General features: G+C 70.7%; 19 protein-coding genes. 3 read left to right on the forward strand and 16 right to left on the reverse strand.

Annotated elements, in window-relative coordinates:
- Positions 1–1,520, forward strand: a 1,520-nt coding sequence (locus IG90_RS0123230) for a hypothetical protein (protein WP_209443568.1), incomplete at its 5' end; no start/stop codon positions are given.
- A 188-nt stretch (positions 1,521–1,708) separates the two neighbouring features.
- On the opposite strand, the gene IG90_RS0123235 is transcribed toward IG90_RS0123230, so the two are convergent.
- Together IG90_RS0123235 and IG90_RS0123240 are read right to left on the reverse strand one after the other, a co-directional pair.
- Complete coding sequence (locus IG90_RS0123235) at positions 1,709–3,139, reverse strand: GAF domain-containing protein (protein WP_051860226.1); 1,431 nt, start codon at positions 3,137–3,139, stop codon at positions 1,709–1,711.
- A 73-nt stretch (positions 3,140–3,212) separates the two neighbouring features.
- Positions 3,213–3,698, reverse strand: coding sequence for a pyridoxamine 5'-phosphate oxidase family protein (locus tag IG90_RS0123240; protein ID WP_051860227.1), 486 nt, complete (start codon positions 3,696–3,698; stop codon positions 3,213–3,215).
- A gap of 173 nt (positions 3,699–3,871) precedes the next feature.
- Between IG90_RS0123240 and IG90_RS0123245 the strand changes: the two genes are divergently transcribed.
- Together IG90_RS0123245 and IG90_RS0123250 are read left to right on the forward strand one after the other, a co-directional pair.
- Entirely contained in the window at positions 3,872–5,104 is a 1,233-nt protein-coding gene (locus tag IG90_RS0123245) for a PP2C family protein-serine/threonine phosphatase (RefSeq protein ID WP_030587770.1), read from the forward strand.
- Between the two features lie 187 nt (positions 5,105–5,291).
- Positions 5,292–5,567, forward strand: coding sequence for an isoamylase early set domain-containing protein (locus tag IG90_RS0123250; protein ID WP_030587773.1), 276 nt, complete (start codon positions 5,292–5,294; stop codon positions 5,565–5,567).
- A gap of 315 nt (positions 5,568–5,882) precedes the next feature.
- On the opposite strand, the gene IG90_RS0123255 is transcribed toward IG90_RS0123250, so the two are convergent.
- From IG90_RS0123255 to htpX, 14 genes are all read right to left on the reverse strand, one after another.
- A complete protein-coding gene (locus IG90_RS0123255) occupies positions 5,883–7,331 on the reverse strand; it encodes an MFS transporter (RefSeq protein ID WP_209443569.1) in 1,449 nt (482 codons plus the stop codon).
- Between the two features lie 61 nt (positions 7,332–7,392).
- Complete coding sequence (locus tag IG90_RS42310; RefSeq protein WP_078585389.1) at positions 7,393–7,554, reverse strand: YHS domain-containing protein; 162 nt, start codon at positions 7,552–7,554, stop codon at positions 7,393–7,395.
- A 44-nt stretch (positions 7,555–7,598) separates the two neighbouring features.
- Positions 7,599–10,160: a heavy metal translocating P-type ATPase gene (locus tag IG90_RS0123265; RefSeq protein WP_051860228.1), complete on the reverse strand. Its 2,562-nt coding sequence runs from the start codon at positions 10,158–10,160 to the stop codon at positions 7,599–7,601.
- 15 nt (positions 10,161–10,175) lie between these two features.
- Positions 10,176–10,451 carry a hypothetical protein gene (locus tag IG90_RS0123270; RefSeq protein ID WP_030587782.1) on the reverse strand — a complete coding sequence of 92 codons (276 nt, stop codon included), beginning with the start codon at positions 10,449–10,451 and terminating at the stop codon, positions 10,176–10,178.
- Complete coding sequence (locus IG90_RS0123275) at positions 10,451–11,530, reverse strand: cytochrome b N-terminal domain-containing protein (protein WP_078585390.1); 1,080 nt, start codon at positions 11,528–11,530, stop codon at positions 10,451–10,453. Before IG90_RS0123275 ends, IG90_RS0123270 begins: the two co-directional genes overlap by 1 nt.
- On the reverse strand, positions 11,527–12,141 hold the full coding sequence (locus IG90_RS0123280) for a hypothetical protein (RefSeq protein WP_030587787.1): 615 nt from the start codon (positions 12,139–12,141) through the stop codon (positions 11,527–11,529). Before IG90_RS0123280 ends, IG90_RS0123275 begins: the two co-directional genes overlap by 4 nt.
- Before the next feature lie 215 nt (positions 12,142–12,356).
- Positions 12,357–12,836 carry a YflT domain-containing protein gene (locus IG90_RS0123285; RefSeq protein WP_033894582.1) on the reverse strand — a complete coding sequence of 160 codons (480 nt, stop codon included), beginning with the start codon at positions 12,834–12,836 and terminating at the stop codon, positions 12,357–12,359.
- Between the two features lie 108 nt (positions 12,837–12,944).
- Positions 12,945–13,577 (reverse strand): DUF305 domain-containing protein, encoded by a 633-nt coding sequence (locus tag IG90_RS0123290; RefSeq protein WP_030587793.1) that lies wholly within the window; start codon positions 13,575–13,577, stop codon positions 12,945–12,947.
- A gap of 86 nt (positions 13,578–13,663) precedes the next feature.
- Positions 13,664–13,978, reverse strand: a complete 315-nt coding sequence (locus IG90_RS47135; protein ID WP_411572644.1) for a DUF6153 family protein — start codon at positions 13,976–13,978, stop codon at positions 13,664–13,666.
- Between the two features lie 148 nt (positions 13,979–14,126).
- Positions 14,127–14,540: a cupredoxin domain-containing protein gene (locus IG90_RS42315; RefSeq protein ID WP_030587796.1), complete on the reverse strand. Its 414-nt coding sequence runs from the start codon at positions 14,538–14,540 to the stop codon at positions 14,127–14,129.
- Positions 14,541–14,707: 167 nt separating this feature from the next.
- On the reverse strand, positions 14,708–16,198 hold the full coding sequence (locus IG90_RS0123300; RefSeq protein WP_030587799.1) for an ABC transporter permease: 1,491 nt from the start codon (positions 16,196–16,198) through the stop codon (positions 14,708–14,710).
- Positions 16,195–16,872, reverse strand: a complete 678-nt coding sequence (locus IG90_RS0123305; RefSeq protein WP_030587802.1) for an ATP-binding cassette domain-containing protein — start codon at positions 16,870–16,872, stop codon at positions 16,195–16,197. Before IG90_RS0123305 ends, IG90_RS0123300 begins: the two co-directional genes overlap by 4 nt.
- 39 nt (positions 16,873–16,911) lie before the next feature.
- Positions 16,912–17,490: a PspA-associated protein PspAB gene (pspAB, locus tag IG90_RS0123310; protein ID WP_030587805.1), complete on the reverse strand. Its 579-nt coding sequence runs from the start codon at positions 17,488–17,490 to the stop codon at positions 16,912–16,914.
- A gap of 26 nt (positions 17,491–17,516) precedes the next feature.
- Positions 17,517–18,440: a zinc metalloprotease HtpX gene (gene htpX, locus IG90_RS0123315; protein ID WP_030587808.1), complete on the reverse strand. Its 924-nt coding sequence runs from the start codon at positions 18,438–18,440 to the stop codon at positions 17,517–17,519.

The following is an 18,440-nucleotide window of genomic DNA, read 5'->3' on the forward strand; positions in this document are numbered from 1 at the left end:
CTGTGGTGCTCAGCCACCGCCGCCACACCGGTGGACGTGGAGCGCTGGTGGCAGTCGTTCCTCCGCAGATTCGATCTCGAGCACACGTTCAGGCTCCTGTGATCTGCCCGAAATGCGGAAACGTGCTCGGCGGAGCCACCCAGAACCGAGGCAGCCTGATCCGGGAACCACAGCGCGACGACCTCCACCCTCTGCAGTGCCGCAACCCGACGCCGGAGCAACGCGCTGCCGGGAAACGCAGGGACGTCTGCGGGGCCCGGCTGGACACGGCTCCTCAGACCAGCGGAAGCCACCTGTCCGCGACGGAGCGAGCCCGCCTGATCGACCTGCAGGAACGCCTGGACCGGCGGCTCGCACCAGCCCCTGCCGAACCCACTGCCGGAGAGCCGGGCGATCCCTTCCCTGACCTCATCCTCGCCGCCCAGTTGATCAAGCTCAGCTGGCCTGCCGGCGCCGATCTCTCGCCCACGCACGCGACAGCCGCTCTCATCGACGCCCACGCCACACCGTTCACCGCGGTCCTAGACGGGCCCTTGGCCACCACCAGCAAGTACCTGCGGATGGCGGACCTGCGGCCGGCCCCGAGTGACCCGGCAACGTGCGGATCCCTCCTCCTTGCTGCTGACACCCTCCTCGGCGATCGCGAGCCGTCGTCCCTGCGAGAACGTGTCCAGCCACTGGTACAGGCGGCCTACGAGCGATCTTCGAAGCGTGCCTACCAAATCCTGCGAGGCACGAAGGTTTCCGCGTCCCTGGCCCGCGCCCTGGTCCGGCGACGTCAGATCTTCCACGCCGGCGGCAGCAGCCGTGGACCCGGTCGCCTGCGCGTTCCCTCACGGGACTGCGCCTTCAGCCCCGAGGAGGTCCCGCAGCTGCTGCCGCAAGCCTGGTTCGACGACCATCTCGCTCACCTCATCGACGACATGTTGCAGGTCAACAGCGGGACCGTGCGCCACCTGCGGCGAGCAGCATCCCTGAAACTGATGGAGATGACCGCCGGCGGCACCTGGGCCGAATGCGCCGAAACGCTGGGCATGCCGCGGGGCTCGGCCGCCGGGACGCTCGCCGTACTCGACGGGGCGATGCCAGGCAATCTCTGGGAAGAGTTCGAAGCCGGCGTCGAGCGGATCGCCGCCGGGCTCGACAGCAACCCCCACCGGGTCAACTACGCACGACGGCGTCGCACCATGGCCACTTGGCAGATGCCGGCTCGCGATTGGCCCGAATTGTGCAACGGGATTCCCAAGCTCGGCCGCCTGGCGCGGCAAGAGCCTGACTTTGCCACGGTTCTCGTCTGGGTTGAGGTCACCCAGTCCGAGCATCTCAACTGCCCTCTTCTTGCGACGGCGGCTCTTTCCCGCCAGGACAGGAGGCTGCTGGTCGACCAGGTTGCCCAGTTCCTCACCCCGGCCAACCAGAAAGCCGGACGGCTCGAGCTCCGCCGCCGGCTCAACGTGTATGCCGCCCGTCTCGCCGTGCAATGCGACCGCAAGGGCGAGCCGAATGCGGCCTCTGTGTGAGGGGCGGGGGCGGCGGGAATCACGTGCTGAGGCGCTCGAGTGGTCAGTCGGGCGGGGTGCGCGGGGCAAGGATGGCCAGTCGTGTCGGCTCACCGTGAGGCGGAGGCGGGTGGCTGACGGGCTGTGAAGCGAGGGCCGGAGGCGTCGCATCCGTCGTACCGGGGTGGGCGGGTTGTGCGCCCCGGGGCTTACTCGCTCTGGTGGTCGACAGGGTCGCCGGAGGTCTCGGCCGTGTTCTGTTCGGGGTGGTGTTGCAGGCTGAACACGGTGTTGCGGATGTCGCGGATGATGTCATCGAGGCGGCCGACGGTGCGCATGAGCTGTTGCTGCTGTTCGGGGGTGAGGGTGGTGGCCAGGCTGTTGAGAGTGAGGCTGACAGCGAAGATCTGCTCGATGACGCGGTCGCGCAGGCCCTGGGCGATGCGGTCGTGGTCGTGAAGGCGGGTGAGTTCTTCGGCGTTGGTGCGCTGGCGGGCGAGTTGCTGGGCGAGAGCGGCGTGGGCGGCGAAGGTGCCGATCATGGTGAGCTGTTCGGTGTCGAAGCCTTCCCGTCCGGGGTGGCGGGTGACGAACAGGACCCCGGCCGGCGTGCCTCCGTTGGTGAGCGGGGCGAGCATGGCAGGGCCGAGCGCGGTGGACCAGGCGGCGCCGGCGGTGTGGGCGCGTTCGTCGGCGGCCATGTCGGGGCTGACTATGGGTTTGCGGTCGGACATCACTTTGCCGCACAGAGATGTGTGGACAGGCAGTTGCTGTCCGGTCAGATGTTCGGCGTCGTGGCCGGTGGCCACGTGGATCACCAAGGTGTCGGGGGTGTGGGGCAGGGCGACGGCGGCGAGGTCGGCGTTGGCTGTCGTCCGTGCGTGTTCGGTGATCAGCTCCAGGGCCTCGTCGGTGTCGATGCCGGCGAGGAGGGCGGCGGTGATACTGGCTGTGGCGTGCTGCCAGGCTTCGCGCTGACGGGCCAGGCCGAACAGGCGGGCGTTGTCGATGGCCACTCCGGCCGCGGCGGCCAGGGCTTGCAGTAGTTCCTCGTCCTCGGTGGTGAACGGCTCCGGGGCGGGGCCGGTGCCGTGTTTGTCGGCGAGGTAGAGGTTGCCGAAGACCTGCCCGCGTACCCGGATGGGGGTGCCGAGGAAGGTGTTCATCGGCGGATGGCCGGGCGGGAACCCGACGGATTCGGGGTGGCTGCCGATGTCGTCCAAGCGCAGCGGTTTCCGGCCCTGGCCCAGGGTGCCGAGGACGCCTTTGCCTTCGGGCCAGTGTCCGATCTCGCGGACGCTTGCCTCGTCCATCCCTGTGTGGACGAACTGGGACAGGCGGCCATCGGCACCAAGGACGCCGAGGGCGGCGTAGCGGGCGTCGGTCAGTTCCTGGGCGGCGCTTACCAAGTGGCGCAGCACGTTGGGGGAGCTGACATCGGTGGTGACCGCCAGGACGGCGCGCAGCAAATCTTGGAGGCGTCCTTCGGTGCGCAGTACCTCCCCGGCGAGGGTGACCAGGTCTTGGACGGCGCGGTCGAGGGCGAGGCGGGCGGGGTCGGGGAAGTGCAGCAGGCTGGGGGCGCCGCCGGCCTGCTTGCCGGTGCCGGGTTCGGGCTCCGTGGTCGATGGCTCGCCCACCGGTGGCCTCCCTGGGGTGCGGCATGACTTCGCTCTTCCAGGCTAAGGCTGCGGGTACTCGGGGGCAGGCCGGTCATATCGGGGCTGCCGGGAGGCTGGGGGGGGCGGGGGCGCCGCCCGGCCAGGGCAGGGGGTCGGCCTGGCCGTCGGCGGAGCGGTCGAGGAGGGGGAAGACGCGGCCGGTGACCTCTGTCGTGGCCAGACGCAGCAGCGGCTCGTCCGGCTGGGGCAGCCAGCGCGCACTCACCACGCGCAGACGTTGACCGTCGGTGAGGGGGCGGGCGTATCCGGTGACGGTCACGCTCCAGGCGTGACCGGCGGTCGTGTCCTGCCCGCCGGCCTCGAAGCAGACCACCGTGTCCCCCGCGGTCTGGGTGAGCCCGGCGCGGGACCCGGCACCGATCACCACCTCGTCACTGGCGGTCAGGCAGTAGTTCACCGGCACGATCACCGGCAGTGCCCGCTCGGTGACCGCCACCCGGCCGTAGCCGCCGTCACGCAGCAGTTCCATGCACCGTCGGCGCGCCAGGTCGCCTGTCAAGGACAGGACGTCGTTCATATCCGCCATATTTCGCCGCCTGCCGCCGTGCGTGTAGGGGGCAGACGGGCCCTGTGTGGGACCGAACGGCCCCGCCGCACCCCAGGCGGCGTTGTGACCGGGCCTGTGCGGCCGGTCCTGCCTATGGTGAGAGGACCGCAGGATCGAAGCCGTGTCGCGCGGGCAGGTGGATCGTGGATGGACCCGTAATCGACTACCAGGCCGTCTTTCAGGCTCTGCCCGGCGCGGTCGCGCTGCTGACCACCGACTTGGTGTACGCGGACGCCAACGAGGCGTTCCTGTCCATGTCCGGGCGCACCCGTGAGCAGGTGGTGGGCCGCTACTTGTTCGACGTCTTCCCCGACAACCCCAACGATCCAGGGGCGACCGGTATGCGCAACCTGTACGCCTCCCTGCGGCGGGTCGCGGCCACGGGGGAGCGCGACACCATGGCCTTGCAGCGGTACGACGTGGAGTACCCCGACCGGCCCGGGGTGTGGGATGAGCGTTACTGGAGCCCGGTCAACGTCCCTGTCCTCGGCATGGACGGCACCGTGGTGCTGTTGCTGCACCGGGTGGAGGAGGTCACCGAACTCATCCGCGCCCGCGGCACGCGCGGTGGCGGGGACCGGGCCCAGGTCCTGGAAGCCGAGCTGTACACCCGCGCCCGGGAACTGCAAGAAGTCAACGAACGCCTGCGCCAGGCTCACGCCCGCGAACGCGAAGTCGCCCTCCACCTGCAAGAAGCGATGCTGCCCCCGCCCCGCCTGCTCGGACACCACCCGGCCGCCGTGCGCTACCGGCCCGCAACCGGCGCCCTGAACGTGTGCGGGGACTGGTACGACCTCGCCGACCTGCCCGGTGGCGACCGCATCGCGGTCGCTGTCGGTGACGTCGTGGGCCACGGCCTTCGAGCGGCCGGGGTCATGGGCCAGCTGCGCAGCGCGCTGTCCGCCGCTTCCCGCGTCGCCGCAGGACCCGCCCAGGCCCTCGAGGTCCTCGACCTGTACGCCCGGTCCGTCGACGGCGCCGAGTCCACCACAGCGGCAGCAGTCTTCATCGACTGCGACGACCACACCCTCACCTACAGCAGCGCCGGGCAGCCCCCGCCCGCCCTTCTTCACCCCGATGGGACCGTCGCCTTCCTCGACCAGGCCACCGACCCCCCACTCGGTGCCCGTCCCGAACACGCTCCCCGCCCTCAAGCGCAGACCGCGTTCAGCGACGGCTCCACCCTCGTCCTGTACACCGACGGACTCGTCGAACGCCGCCACGAAGACATCGACACCGGCCTTCACCGCCTCGCCGACTCCCTCACCCGCCACCACACCGCCGCCCCTGAGGCACTCGCCGACGCCCTCCTTGCCGACCTGATCCCGCCTGCCGGCGTCACCGACGACACCGCCCTGGTCATCATCAGCTTGTAGGCGGGCCGCACCCCGGTGGCATTTCAACGGGGGTGAGAGGGCCGTCCGCCGACGGCACGAATCACCGAGGTTGCTCAATCCGGGTGGCGGCCGGCGCTGGATGGCGGAGCCCGCGAGCCCGCGACGGGTTCACGCACCAGGATGGGCAGCACCCGTAACTCCCTGGACCGCTGGAAGGAACCCGCCCATGCTGGAACGAAGGCAGCGCAAGGATCGCACCGAAGTCACCTTCGTTCTGCCCGCCGACGACCCGCCCGGGCCGGTCAGCGTGGTCGGTGACTTCAACAACTGGCAACCCGGCGCCCACACCCTCACCCCGCGCAAGAACGGCACGCGCGCCGTCACTCTTGCGCTGCCCGGGAACCAAGTCCACGCGTTCCGCTACCTGGCCGCTGGGGACTACTGGTTCAACGACGACCATGCCGACGGGCAGGACGGCCCCAACAGCCGTCTGCACACCTGACCCGGCGGCACAGCGGCTCGGAAGCACGCGTCACCCGGCCCCCGCCGGGAAGAGCGGGCCACCGCGCCTGCGCTGACCGGCCGGGCCATCCCCGGGAGCCTGTGCCCGTGTGGCGGGCTCCCGGCTGCCGCGGGGATCATTCCCGGACGAGGCCGGCTCGGTCGACGGACCGGCGGCGAGTCCGGCGCCTCCGCCGTGACCAGCCGAGCGGGCGCCCGCACGCGGGTCGCGTTTGTCGTCGGAGGGTTGTTGGGCGCGATGGGATCAGGCCACGCGTGGCCGCGGCGGTTCGTCGGGCGTTGAGTGCTGCGATGGTCACCGATGGGGGGTGCGGATGGCCACGGCAGCCAGGAGGGCGGCGGCGAGCGCGATCGCGGCGTTGACCTGGAATCCGATGGCGATGCCGTCGGTGAACGCCTGGGGGTCGACTCCGGAGTCGGCCAGGTCGCCCGGCCACTGGGCCGCGACGATGGCGCCCATGATCGCGATTCCCAGGGAGAGGCCGATCATTCTGGAGGCGTTCAGGGTGCCGCTGGCGATGCCTGTGCGCTCCGCCGGCACGGCGCCCATCGCGGCTGTGGTGATCGGTGTGGTGGCCAGCCCGATTCCGACGCCGGCGATCACAAGTCCGGGCAGCAGCTGCTGTGTTCCCCATCCGGGGTTGATGCCGGCCAGTGTGAAGAGCCCGGCCGCTGTCAATGTCATTCCCGCGCCGATCAGGATGCGGGCGCCCGTTCGGGAGACCAGCCATCCGGCGACCGGCGCCACCACGGCGACGAGGAGGCTCAGCGGCAGCAGTGCCACCCCGGCCCGCACGGGTGAGAAACCGGTGGCGAACTGGAGGTAGAGGGAGAGGAAGAAGAACAGGCTGCACATGACGGCGAGGCTGGCCAGGCCCAGGAGATTGGCGGTCAGGACGTTGGGGAGCCGCAGCAGGGTCCGGTCCAACAGCGGTGTGCTGACGCGTCGTTCGATCAGGGCGAAGACGGTGAAGCCGGCCACTGCGAGGCCCATCACGCCCCACAGCGCGACTGATCCCCATCCGTAGGCGTTGGCCTGGGTGAGGCCGAAGATCAGGGCCGACAGGCCGAGTCCCGAGGTGATGCCTCCGGCGATGTCCATCTTGCCTGGGCGACCAGTGCGTTGAGCTCTTCTCGGCAGTACCGCGCGGGTGATGATCAGCATGAGGATGCCGAGTGGGACGTTGAGGAAGAAGATCGAGCGCCAGCCGAAGGCGTCGGTGAGCATGGCGCCGAGCAGGGGGCCGATGGCCAGGGCGGTGGCGCCGACGCCGGACCATACGCCCAGGGCCAGCGCTCGGCGCGGTCCAGCGAAGGACGTGCACAACAGGGCGAGGGCGGCCGGTCCCATCAGTGCCGCTCCCGCGCCCTGGCCGGCACGCATGCCGATCAGGACGCTGCCGGTCGGCGAGAGGGCGGCCCCGAGGGAGAGGCCCACGAAGATGGCCAGTCCGGTGAGGAAGACCGGCCGTGCGCCGTGCCGGTCGGCGAGCATGCCGCCCCACAGCGTGAGTACGGCGAACGTGAGGGTGTAGATGTTGACGACCCATTCCAGCCCTGCCAGGCCGAGGCTGAGGTCACGGCTGAGCGAGGGCAGCGCGATGGCCACCGCGGTGTCGTCGAGCAGCACCAGGAACCAGGCGAGGGAGACCGCCGCGAGGAGGAGCCACTGGCTGTGGCTCCCTCGCGTCGCCTCGGGCAGGCCGCCTCGGGCGCCGGTGCCGGCGGCCGTGTCCTCTTTCACCGGGACGGCACCGGCGTCGTTGCGACCCACTGAGGCGTCGCCCGCAGAGAAGCCGCGCCCGTCATCGTTCCTGTTCCGTGTACTGGTCCGGGTCGGCGGTGAAGCGGTCCTTGCAGGCTGCGCTGCAGAAGAGGTATGTGCGCCCCTGGTAGGTGGTGCGGGGCGTGGTGGGCGAGTCTTCGACGGTCATGCCGCAGACCGGATCGGTGGTTGTGGCTGCCATGTCCTTCTCCTTGGTGCGGTGTTGAGTCCTGGGGGTTGCCGAGGTCAGGTGCTGGGGTGGCCGCTGTCATGGCCGTTCCCCGTGCCGGGGGCTGCGGGGGTGCCGGGCAGTGATGGTGAGCGGGACGTTGCCGCCTGTGGCAGGCGGAGGCGTTTGAGGGCGAGGGCGTTGACGGCGACGATGATGCTGGACCCGGACATGGACAGCGCGGCGATCTCCGGCCGCAGCACCAGGCCGAGGGCGGGCTCGAAGACGCCTGCGGCGATGGGCAGTGCGATGGCGTTGTAGCCGATGGCCCAGCCGAGGTTCTGCCGCATCTTGCGCAGGGTGCCGCGGCCGATGCGCAACGCGGTCGGCACGTCGAGGGGGTCGGAGCGCATCAGGACGAGGTCGGCGGTCTCGATGGCCACGTCGGTGCCGGCTCCGATGGCGATGCCGAGGTCGGCCTGGGCGAGGGCGGGGGCGTCGTTGACGCCGTCGCCGACCATGGCGACCTTGCGGCCGCCGCGCTGAAGTTCGGAGATCTTGGCGGCCTTGTCGCCGGGGAGGACCTCGGCGATGACGGTGTCGATGCCGAGGTGCTGCGCGATCCGCTGGGCGGTGGCCTGGTTGTCGCCGGTGAGCATGACGACCTCGACGCCGAGCGCGTGCAGTTCACTCACGGCGGCGGCGGAGGTCTCCCGGGGGGCGTCGGCGATGCCGATCAGTCCTGCCGCCTGGCCGTCGATTGCGGCGATGACGACGGTGCGGCCGGTGGCGGCCAGTTGCTCGCGCCGGGTAGCCAGTGGGCCGAGGTCGACGCCTTCGCGCATCGCCAGGCGGCGGTTGCCGACCGCGACGCGGTGGCCGTCGACGACGGCCGTCGCGCCGTGACCGGGAACGTTCTCGAAGTGCCGGGCACTCGCAGCCTCAACGGAGCGTGCCAGGGCGTGGCGGACAACGGCTTCGGCCAGCGGGTGCTCGGACTCCCGCTCGACCGCCGCGACCAGCCGCAGCAGATCGGCCTCATCGGTCCCCGGAGCGGTGATCACGTCGGTGACCTCCGGTTCGCCCCTGGTCAGGGTGCCGGTCTTGTCCATGACGACGGTCTGGATGCCGGCGGATGCCTCCAGGGCGACGGCGTTCTTGAACAGCACTCCGCGTTTCGCACCGAGGCCGGTCCCCACCATGATCGCGGTGGGGGTGGCCAGGCCCAGGGCATCCGGGCAGGTGATGACCACGACGGTGATGGCGAACAGCATTGCGGTGCCCAGAGTGCGGTCGGTGGCCAGCAGCCAGATGGCCAGCGTCGCCGCTCCGCCGAGCAGGGCGACGAAGACCAGCCAGAACGCCGCCCGGTCGGCGAGCCGTTGGCCGGGGGCCTTGGAGTTCTGGGCCTGCTGGACGAGTTTGACGATCTGGGCCAGCGCCGTGTCGGCGCCGACCTTGGTGGCCCGTACCCGCAGCGTGCCGTTGGCGTTGATGGTCGCGCCGACGACCGGCGAGCCGGGGGCCTTGTGTACGGGCAGGCTCTCCCCGGTGACCATCGACTCGTCGACCTCGCTCTCCCCCTCCTCGACCAGACCGTCGACGGCGATCTTGGCTCCGGGGCGGACCAGCAGCAGGTCCCCGGCCATCACCTCGGCGGTGGGAATCTCGACCGGTTCGCCCTCGCGTACGACCAGGGCCTTGGGCGGGGCGAGGTCGAGAAGGGTGCGGATGGCGTCGTTGGCGCCGCCGCGGGCGCGCATCTCGAACCAGTGGCCGAGCAGGACGAAGGAGGCCAGCACGGTGGCCGCCTCGTAGAAGACGTCTCCGCCGCCGGTGAGGGTGACGATGAGGGAGTACAGCCAGCCGGCGCCGACGGCGACCGCGACCAGCACCATCATGTCCAGGGTGCGGGCCCGCAGGGCCCGCACGGCGCCGCCGAAGAAGATCGTGCACGAGTAGAAGATCACCGGCAGGCTCAGCAGCAGCGCCCACACGTCCTGGCGCAGGCCGAAGGGTACGGGGGCGTGCCAGCCGAAGACGTCCTCGCCGATCGGCGACCAGACCACGATCGGGATGGAGAACAGCAGCGCCACCAGGAAGCGGTTGCGCATGTCGGCGACCATTGAGGCCATCGACATCTCGCCGTGCCCGCCGTGGCCCATGACCTCGTGTGGCGACGGCATCCCCTCCGGTGGGGCCGGGGCCTCGGCGCGTTCCGCGTGCGCCGCTCGTGCCGGTGCGGCGGGCTCGGGCAGTACGGCAGCAGCGCCTGCCCCGTGCTCGTGCCCGGCGCGCCCGTGGAGCATCTCGACGGCGGGCGGGTCGGGTTCGGCCATCGGGTCGCACACATGGGCGGGCACCGACTGGCCGGCGCAGTGGTAGCCGCATGCGGTCACCCAGCCGCGCAGCTCGGCCAGAGAGGTACGCCGCGGGTCGAAGACGACTGTCGCCGACTGCGCGACCGGGTTGACCTCGACGTCCAGGACACCGGGCCGCCGCCCCAGCACGGTGGTGACCGTGCTCTGCTGCGAGGCCCACGCCAGGCCGCGTACATCCAGCACGGCGGTACTGCGCTCCTTGCCCGGGGCGGCCGGGGGATGCGCATGATGGCCGTGTTCATGTGCGGAGTCGGACACCGTCGATCCCTCCCTTCAGCGTTCGTGTCCGCCGTGGTCAGCCGGCTGGGAGCCTGGGGTGCGTCGCCATGTCGGCAGGCGGGGCGGGCTGGTGAGTACGGTCAGAATCCGCGCGGCCTGGACTGCGGACGCGGCCAGTACCAGGGCGCTGGCAAGTACGAGCAGGCCGGTGCCGGGTCCGGGAGCAGAGCGGAGCGCCTCGTACAGCACGCCCGTCGCGAGGACGGCGGTGGTGGTGAGCGCCCAGAACCAGCGTCGCGCGCGCCGCAGGGCGGTGGCGGTGGCGGTCATCAGTGGCCCTTCGGGTTGGCGATCCAGACCTGGATCGTGATCGCGGCGAGCGCGAGCAGCAGCACGAGGGCGGTGCCGAGGGCGAGTTTGCGTTCGCGCCAGTGCCGCTTGGGGCCGCGGTCGAGGAAGGGCACGAGGAAGATCAGTGCGAAGACGCCCGCGATGACGTAGGCAATGGAGGCGACGCCGAACCACTGCTCCATCGGGAAGAACCACCAGAACATCCACAGCGGGCGGGTGACCTCGATCCCGGCGACCGGGGTCGGGCCGACCACGGGGGGCACCAGCACGCCGAGGAGCGACAGCACGCCCAGCAGCACCAGCCCGAACGCGGCCACCCGCTTGAGGTGTGCGGTGAACGGCTCGGGCGATTCGACCTCGGGCAGCTCGATCTCGGGATGCGGCGAGATCTTGTGCCGCTTGACCAGGAGCGCGTGCCACACGAACAGCAGCAGGACCAGACCGGGGATGATCACCGCGTGCGCGCTGTACAGGCGCAGCAGGATCGGCACCCGGTCGGTGAGCTCCTCGCTGAACCAGATGCCTGCCCCGCCGAGCAGTTCGGCCACGTCCAGGTTGTGGATCAGGGCCTCGTATCCCTCCTGGTCCCACTTCAGGACGGTGCCGGTGAACACGGCGAGGAAGGTGAGAAGGAACATCGCAGCGCCGACGACCCAGTTGCCCTCGCGCGGCTTCTTGTAGGAGGCGTGGAAGAACACCCGCAGCAGGTGCAGCAGCGCCGTGACGAACATGGCCTGCGCCGCCCAGTAGTGCAGGCCGCGGGCGAACGAGCCCAGCCACACGTCGCTCACCAGATCACGCACCGACTGGTTGGCGTCCTCCGGGATCGGCGAGTAGAACTGCGCGATGTAGATCCCGGTGGCCAGCAGGATCACGAACGCCACGGCGGTGATGCCGCCCAGACTCCAGGCCAGGTTGTTGGCGTGCTCGGGTACCGGGTAGGTCAGCGCCTTGAGGCCCATGCGTTCGTCGATCGCGTCGACGGCGCGATGGAACCGGCCGCGTTGGGCCGGCCGCGCTGAGGCCGCGGGGGCCGGCGTGGTCGCGTCGTCGGTCATCGGTCTCGGCCCCCTTCCTCGTTGGAGCGGCGCTCGAGTTCCCGGATGCTGTGAGGGGGGCGTAGCCGTACCGACAGCCACAGCCCGAGCACGATCACGGCCAGGGCCAGCGCGAGAAGGGTCGCGTCCCCGGCATCGGCGATGCCCCGTGCAGGCCGGAATTCATCCAGCACCACGCTTGTGCCGGTCTCGGTGGCCGTCGCGAAGCGCCCCGGTGCCGGAGCGGACGGCAGCTTGCCGTCCAGCGACTTCAACAGGAGCTCGCGGGCCTCCCGCAGATTGGCCTCGTCCTGGCCCGGACGCTCGACGACATCAAGGGCCTTGCCCACCAGGCTGAGATCGACGCCCTCCTTGTCCGGGGCCTCCAGGGCGTCTTGGATCCGTTCGGCGACTCGTTCCTCACCGGCGTCGTTGGCGATCAGGGCGATGGCCTGCTCGACCAGCACCGGCGCCTCCTCGCTCTCCATCTCGTCCGCCCAGGCGACGCCGGGCACGGCGAGGAGGAGCAGAGCAACTGCCGCGTCTGCCAGGCCGGCAGGACGCCGGGCGGGGATGAGGAGACACGCCCGCCGCCGCACGGTCACCTTCGGGCTGGATGGGTCCTTGCGCATGACGATTGCCTTTCGTGGCGTCAGGGACACGGCCCCTGCTTGACCAGCACCAGCCGAGTGTGGGTGATCCGAGGAGGGTTTCCGGTCTCTGACCCGCCGACCTGCCTGGCCGTTCACCCGAGCGAGCACAACGCCGCGAGGACGTCGGCGGCGCGTGGCCGGTCGATGCCGGCGAGCCCTGCACGGTGTCCCGCCGTTCTCCGGCCGCGGCACGGTCAGTCTTCGCGCCAGCCGAGTTTGATGAGCAGGTTCTTGGCCTCTTCGGCGACCTCCGCGTCGGCGACCACGTCGTAGCGGGCGGCCACGATCTGGCTGCGGGAGGCGAAGTCGCGGTGGCCGCCGCTGAGCGAGTGGCCCGCGAAACCGAAGACCGCGCCGAACGCCGCGCCGTACAGCAGCCCGCTGCCGACCAGTACCAGGACGTGGTGGCTGCCGGCGGCGAACAGCGACAGCAGCAGCCCGATCAGCAGTCCGAACCAGGCGCCGCTGCCGGCGCCGGCCAGGGTGGCCCGGAGGCGGGTGAGGCGTCCAAGGACGGTCTCGACCATGCGCAGGTTTGTACCGATGATCGCGGTGCGCTCCACCGGGAACTTGCTGTCGGACAGGAAGTCGACCGCGCGCTGGGCACCGGTGCAGGTCGGGTACGAGCCGACAACAGGACGGTCCACCGCCGCGGTAGGCGACTGCTCGGTCATCAAAGACTCCCTCTGCTCGGGGATGACTGGCCTGTGCCCTGCCTCTTGGCCGCCGGGCCGCAGGCCGCCGGTGGGGCAGGCGGCATGCCGCCTGCCCGCCCTTGTGGGTCAGCTCTTGCCCAGCATCGTCTTCATCTGGGCGATCTCGGTGGTCTGGGCGGTGATGATGTCGTCGGCGAGCGTCTTGGCTGGGCCGTAGGCGCCTTCGGCCTTCTCGGTCTTGGCCATCTCGACCGCGCCCTCGTGGTGCTCGATCATCATGGTGAGGAACATGGTGTCGAAGGCTGTGCCGGAGGCACCGCGCAGCATGTCCATGCGCTGGTCGTCCATCATGCCGGAGCCGTCGTGGTCCCCACCGTCCATGCCGTCCATGCCCGTGGGGACCTTCTCGCCCCAGGCTTTCAGCCAGCCGGTCATGGTGGCGATCTCCGGGTCCTGCGCCTTCTTGATCTTCGCGGCGAGGGCCTTCACCTCGTCGGAGGCGGCGTGGGTCTGGGCCATCTCGGACATGAGGATGGCCTGGCGGTGGTGCGGGATCATGCCCTGGGCGAAGGTGACGTCGGCCTGGTTGTGCTCGCCCGTGGGGACGGTGGCCGGGGCGGAGGCAGTGGCGGGCGGCGGGGCGCTGGTCGCGCTGCTGTTGCCGTCGTCTCCGCAGGCGGTCAGTGCGAGTGCGGCGACCGCCGTTGAAGCGGTGGCCAGAGCGGCACGGCGGCGAAGGCGGAAGGGGGTTGCGTTCATGGTCCACAGCTCCTGGACGTGGGGGATCGAGGAAATGCCGGTGTGCGGCGGCGAGCCCAGCGGGCCCCGCACCGCGGGGGCGATTCCTAGATCCGCAGGAGCTGGAGCTGGGCGAGTGTGGGCGGGGAGCGCCCTCCAGACGGCTCGTACGGCACCGGCAGGGGAGACGATGCCGGCGTGTCGATGCCGCTCGGCGCGCACGCGGTCAGTGCGGGGACGAACACTGCGCCGGGAACGGCTCCCGACGCGCACATCTGGTCGGCGTGGCCGGCGTGCCTGTCCGCACGGCCGTCGTCGGGACACGCGCATGGCTGTGCGGCTGCCGCCGGCACCGCCTGGTGCGCCGAATGCGGCAGGACAGCGCCCGCCGGCATGAGGCTGGCAGAGCCCAGGCCGTGCATGGCCACCAGCCGGTCAGTACGGCAAGCACCAGCAGCATCGTGAGCCGCAGCACCGGCTGCGGCGACGCACTCGGCTCGCCTCGGCTCACGGTTTCAGCGTAGGCGAGGTCGGCATGTGGCGCGCGGGCGTGGAGCCCTGGTGATGGTGTCAGGTCACGGTGAGGGTGCCTTTCATGTTCGGGTGGATGGTGCACAGGTAGGAGTAGCTGCCGGGCGTGGACGGCGCGGTGAAGGTGGCCGTCGCACCGGCCCTGATGGTGCCGGTGTCGAACGCCTTGTCCCCGGTGGCGGTCACGGTGTGTGAGGCCGAGTCCCGGTTGACGACGGTGACCTGCGCCCCGGGGCGCACCTGAAGATCGGCCGGGCTGAAGGTGAAGTTCTCGATCACGATGCGCACCGCGCCGGGTACGGCGCTGGACGTGGTGGGGGCTGCGCTGGTCGAGGTGGGGGCTGTGCCGTAGCCGTTGTCGTTGCCGCTGTTCGAGCAGCTGGCCGTCGCGAGCAGCAGGCAGGCTACTCCCACAAGGGCGGTGCGGCCCCGCCGCGGAGAGGTGAGTGACATGCGGGGCGGCCTTTCGGACAGGGGCTGCTTGTGCTGGGCGCGGCTGGTGATCGGCCGCGCACTCAGGGTCGCTGGCCAGGGTGGCGCCCGCCAGGGCAGTACCGCCATCCGCCGTATCGGCTCACCTGAAAGCCGACGTGGGGCCGTGCCTGGTACGGGCCGGGGTGTCACCGGGTCGTGGCGGCAGTGCGGCGGAACATGACGGCCGCTGCGGCGGTGAGGGCGGCGAGCCAGCCGAGGCCGAGGAGCAGGGCGCCGGTTTCGTCGAAGGTGGGGGTGACGGCGGCGTCGATGAGGACGCGGCCTGGGCCGTAGCCGGGCAGGGCGTGTGCCCAGGTGGGTGGCTGGGGGTGCAGCATGGGGCTCTGCTCGATGCCGACGTCGACGAAGGGCAGCAAAAAGGCTATGAGTACGCCCCCGACACGGCCGAAGACCGGGCCGATCAGGACGCCGACGAGACCGTAGGTGAGGGCGATGAGGATGCTGGCGGCGATGTAGAGGCCCCATTGACGGGCGGTGAAGACGGTCGCCGTGACCGCCAGGGAGGCCGCGGTCGCGAGCAGGGCCAGCAGGGTGACCACGGTCAACCGGACCGTCAGCAGACGGCTGGGGCGGAAGCCGGCCAGGACCAGGCGCCGGTCGCCGGAGCGGGCGTCCAGGACGGTGAACAGTCCGGCGAGGGTGGCCAGGGAGGCGATGGCGATCGGGGCCATCGTGCCGCCGTGGACGTCGGGGAGCCAGACCTGCTGGGAGAGGGCGTGGCCCTGCTCGCGCACGGTCAGCGAGGTGGACTCGTCGGGTGTGGTGGCCACGGCGAGGAGGACGAAGACGACCGGTACGGCGACGAGCAGCACCCACAGGACACGGTTGCGTCCGGCTTCCCGCAGGCCCGCCCGCAGCCCGGCGGGGATTTGGTCGGCGGCCGACCCCGGCGTGTGACGGTGGCGGGGCCGGGCGATACGGATGGTTGCCGTGATCACCGCCCAGCCGACGGCGGTCGCGGCTACGACCCATGCCAGCGCCCAGCCGAGATCGCCGAGCCGCCCCGCGTGCTGGGAGGGCAGCTCGATCATCCACAGGGTCACGAAGTGGGTCGGCAGGATCCGGGTGACCGGCCGGTCCGCCGAGCCGATCGCCGGGCCGAAGAACACATCCAGGATCCAGACGAACAGCACCAGGACCATGCCGTTGACCGGGTTCGCGACCAGAACGCCGATGAGAGCGCCGATGGCCAGGTAGATCAGGGCGAACATGAGCGTCCCGGCCACCACCCGGCCCGGCTCGTCGATGCCCGTGCGCAGCTGCAAGGTCACCAGGGCGGTGGTGGCGGCCAGCAGCGCGAGGACCAGACCGGTGGCCATGCGGGCGGCGACCAGCCGGGAGGGGGCGAGGCCGGCCAGGACCAAGCGGCGGTCGGCGGCGCGGGCCGCACGCATCTGGAAGTACATGGCGACGGCGGCGATGAACCCGGCGGCCCAGCCAGCCGTCGCGGTCTGCACCGCCGGTCCCCCGGGGCCGCCGAGCAACTCGGCGGCATCCGCCATCGGGCCCGAAGCCACCGCCACGAACACCACCGGCACCAGGACGAGCGTCAGCACGTTGACGGGGGTACGGGCGGCGTCGATCAGAAACCGGCGGGCGATCGGCCGGCCGGTCATCGCTCCACCGCCTGCCCGTCGCGCAGCTCCACGATCCGGTCGAAACGCTCCTGGTCGGTGACGAAGTGACTGATGATCAGCACCGTGCGTCCCGCCTGGCGCCGCTCCGCCACCAGGTCCCAGAACTTGAGGTAGGTGTCGAAGTCGAAGCCGGCGTACGGCTCGTCCAGCAACAGAACCTCTGGGTCGGCGAGCAGCGCCAGGCCCAGATTCAGCTTGGCCAAGGTCCCGCCGGACAGCCGGTCCGTACGGGTGGTGGCGTAGCGTTCGAAGCCGAGCGCCGCGTAGATCTCCCGGCGGGCGCGCGCCTCCGCTTCCCGGGACAGGCCGTAGGCGCGGCCGAACAGCTCGAAATGCTCGTCGCAGGTGAGGCGTTCGTAGAGGATCGGCTCCTGGGGGCAGTAGCCGAGCCTGCCACTGCGGGTCACGGTCCCGGCGTCGGAGGCCAGGGCCCCGACCAGGATCTTCATCAGCGTGCTCTTGCCAGAGCCGTTCTCACCGACCAGGCCGACCACCTCACCCCGGGTCAGCGTCAGGTCCGCGCCCCGCAGCACCGGCACACGGCGGCGGGCCGGCCACAGGCCGCGCTGGTACGCCTTCTCGATGCCGGCCGCCGTCAGCACCGCACGGTCGGTGTCCGGCCCGTCCTCGGGACGGCCGTCGGCTTGTGTCACGTGGTCACCTCCCCGGATCGAAGGGACTGGCCGTCCTGGTCACAGGCCGGGCACGCCCCAGAGCGGGAACCAGCGGGTCAGGTCCTGCTCGATCCGCAGGTCGTCCTTGATCACGGCCTTGACCTGGAGTTCCAGCGGATTGTCGCGCCTGTTGCCGGGCAGTGGGGCGAACGGGTAGAAGGTGCCGCGCTTGTAGAGGTAGACCAGGGCGAGGGGCCGCAGCTCGGCGTCGTGGAAGGTGACCAGGGAGCAGAGCAGTTGCGGGCCGAAGCCGCTGTCCTGCAGGGCGGTGTTCACCGCGTGGAGGTCGCCCACGAGAGCGGGCAGTTCGTCGGAGGTGCGGCGGGAGAGAAGCCATGAGTATCCGTAGGTGTCGCGGCTGAACTCCACCGGCGAGCCGCCGCGTTGGGTGTCCGCGTCGAGGAGGTCGCGTACCTCCTGCTGGACCTGCGCGAACGCCCCGCCTTCGATGGCTGCGAAGCAGACCGAGCCGGCTCCGGTCGGGGTGAAGCCGATGGCGGCCTGGAGCGTGATCGCCGCTGAGGGCAGGCCGAAGAGCTGATCCAGGTCTGGCCGGGCCGGCTTGGACCGGCCGAACAGGACGTCCAGGAATCCCACGCGCCCAGCTCCTTTCGGTCTTCCGGTCAGGCCCCGGCGCCCGGTTCGCCGCCCGCCTCGCCCAGCTGCGCGGAGATCTCGGCGAGCGCCTCGATACGGCGTTCCAGGGTGGGGTGGGTGGAGAACAGGTTCGCCACCACCGTGCCGGGCCCGAGGGCCGGGGTGAAGAAGAACGCGTTGAACGCCTGGGCGGTGCGCAGATCCTGGGTGGGGATGCGTGCGATGTCTCCGCTGACCTTGGTCAGCGCCGACGCCAGGACGGAAGGCTTTCCGGTCAGCATGGCCGCGGCCCGGTCGGCGGCCAGTTCGCGGTATCGGGACAAAGCCCGGATGAGCAGGAAGCTGACCGCGTAGACCAGGGCGGAGACCGCCATCACGGCCATGAAGACGACGGCGGTGTTCTGGTCGCGTCCACGTCCGCCGAACAGCTGGGAGTAGAAGGCGAAGCGGACGACGAGTCCGGCGATCACGCCCAGGAACGAGGCGATGGTGATCACCGCGACGTCGCGGTGCGCGACGTGGGAGAGCTCGTGGGCGAGGACGCCTTCGAGTTCCTCGGTTTCCAGACGCCGCATGAGGCCGGTGGTGACGCAGACGACGGCGTTGTCGGCGTTGCGGCCGGTGGCGAAGGCGTTGGGCAGGTCCATGTGGGAGACGGCGACCCGGGGTTTGGGCATGTCCGCGGTGGCGCAGAGCCGGTCGATGACGCCGTGGAGCTGGGGCTGCTCCTCGGGTGTGACGAGGCGGCCGTGCATGGCGTACAGGGCGATCCGGTCGGAGAACCAGTACTGCGCGCCCAGCAGGGCGGCGGCGATGACGACGACCAGAACGACGGACTTGAGCAGGACGATGAGCGCGGCGATGAACGCCACGTAGACCAGCCCGAGCAGGAACATCGTGACCACCATGCGGGCGGTCAGCTGCCGGTCGGGCTCGAAACGGCTGCGCAT

The sequence above is a fragment of the Streptomyces anulatus genome, assembly GCF_000721175.1.
Lineage (GTDB): Bacteria > Actinomycetota > Actinomycetes > Streptomycetales > Streptomycetaceae > Streptomyces > Streptomyces anulatus_C.

What these genes read in the sequence shown, in the direction of transcription:
- IG90_RS47135 (WP_411572644.1), bottom strand. Translation starts at nt 13,978, where the DNA reads ATGCACGGCCTGGGCTCTGCCAGCCTCATGCCGGCGGGCGCTGTCCTG.
- IG90_RS0123270 (WP_030587782.1), bottom strand. Translation starts at nt 10,451, where the DNA reads ATGACCGCCACCGCCACCGCCCTGCGGCGCGCGCGACGCTGGTTCTGG.
- htpX (WP_030587808.1), bottom strand. Translation starts at nt 18,440, where the DNA reads ATGCGCAGCCGTTTCGAGCCCGACCGGCAGCTGACCGCCCGCATGGTG.
- IG90_RS0123285 (WP_033894582.1), bottom strand. Translation starts at nt 12,836, where the DNA reads ATGACCGAGCAGTCGCCTACCGCGGCGGTGGACCGTCCTGTTGTCGGC.
- IG90_RS0123250 (WP_030587773.1), top strand. Translation starts at nt 5,292, where the DNA reads ATGCTGGAACGAAGGCAGCGCAAGGATCGCACCGAAGTCACCTTCGTT.
- IG90_RS0123240 (WP_051860227.1), bottom strand. Translation starts at nt 3,698, where the DNA reads ATGAACGACGTCCTGTCCTTGACAGGCGACCTGGCGCGCCGACGGTGC.
- IG90_RS42310 (WP_078585389.1), bottom strand. Translation starts at nt 7,554, where the DNA reads ATGGCAGCCACAACCACCGATCCGGTCTGCGGCATGACCGTCGAAGAC.
- IG90_RS42315 (WP_030587796.1), bottom strand. Translation starts at nt 14,540, where the DNA reads ATGTCACTCACCTCTCCGCGGCGGGGCCGCACCGCCCTTGTGGGAGTA.
- IG90_RS0123275 (WP_078585390.1), bottom strand. Translation starts at nt 11,530, where the DNA reads ATGACCGACGACGCGACCACGCCGGCCCCCGCGGCCTCAGCGCGGCCG.
- IG90_RS0123300 (WP_030587799.1), bottom strand. Translation starts at nt 16,198, where the DNA reads ATGACCGGCCGGCCGATCGCCCGCCGGTTTCTGATCGACGCCGCCCGT.
- IG90_RS0123280 (WP_030587787.1), bottom strand. Translation starts at nt 12,141, where the DNA reads ATGCGCAAGGACCCATCCAGCCCGAAGGTGACCGTGCGGCGGCGGGCG.
- IG90_RS0123290 (WP_030587793.1), bottom strand. Translation starts at nt 13,577, where the DNA reads ATGAACGCAACCCCCTTCCGCCTTCGCCGCCGTGCCGCTCTGGCCACC.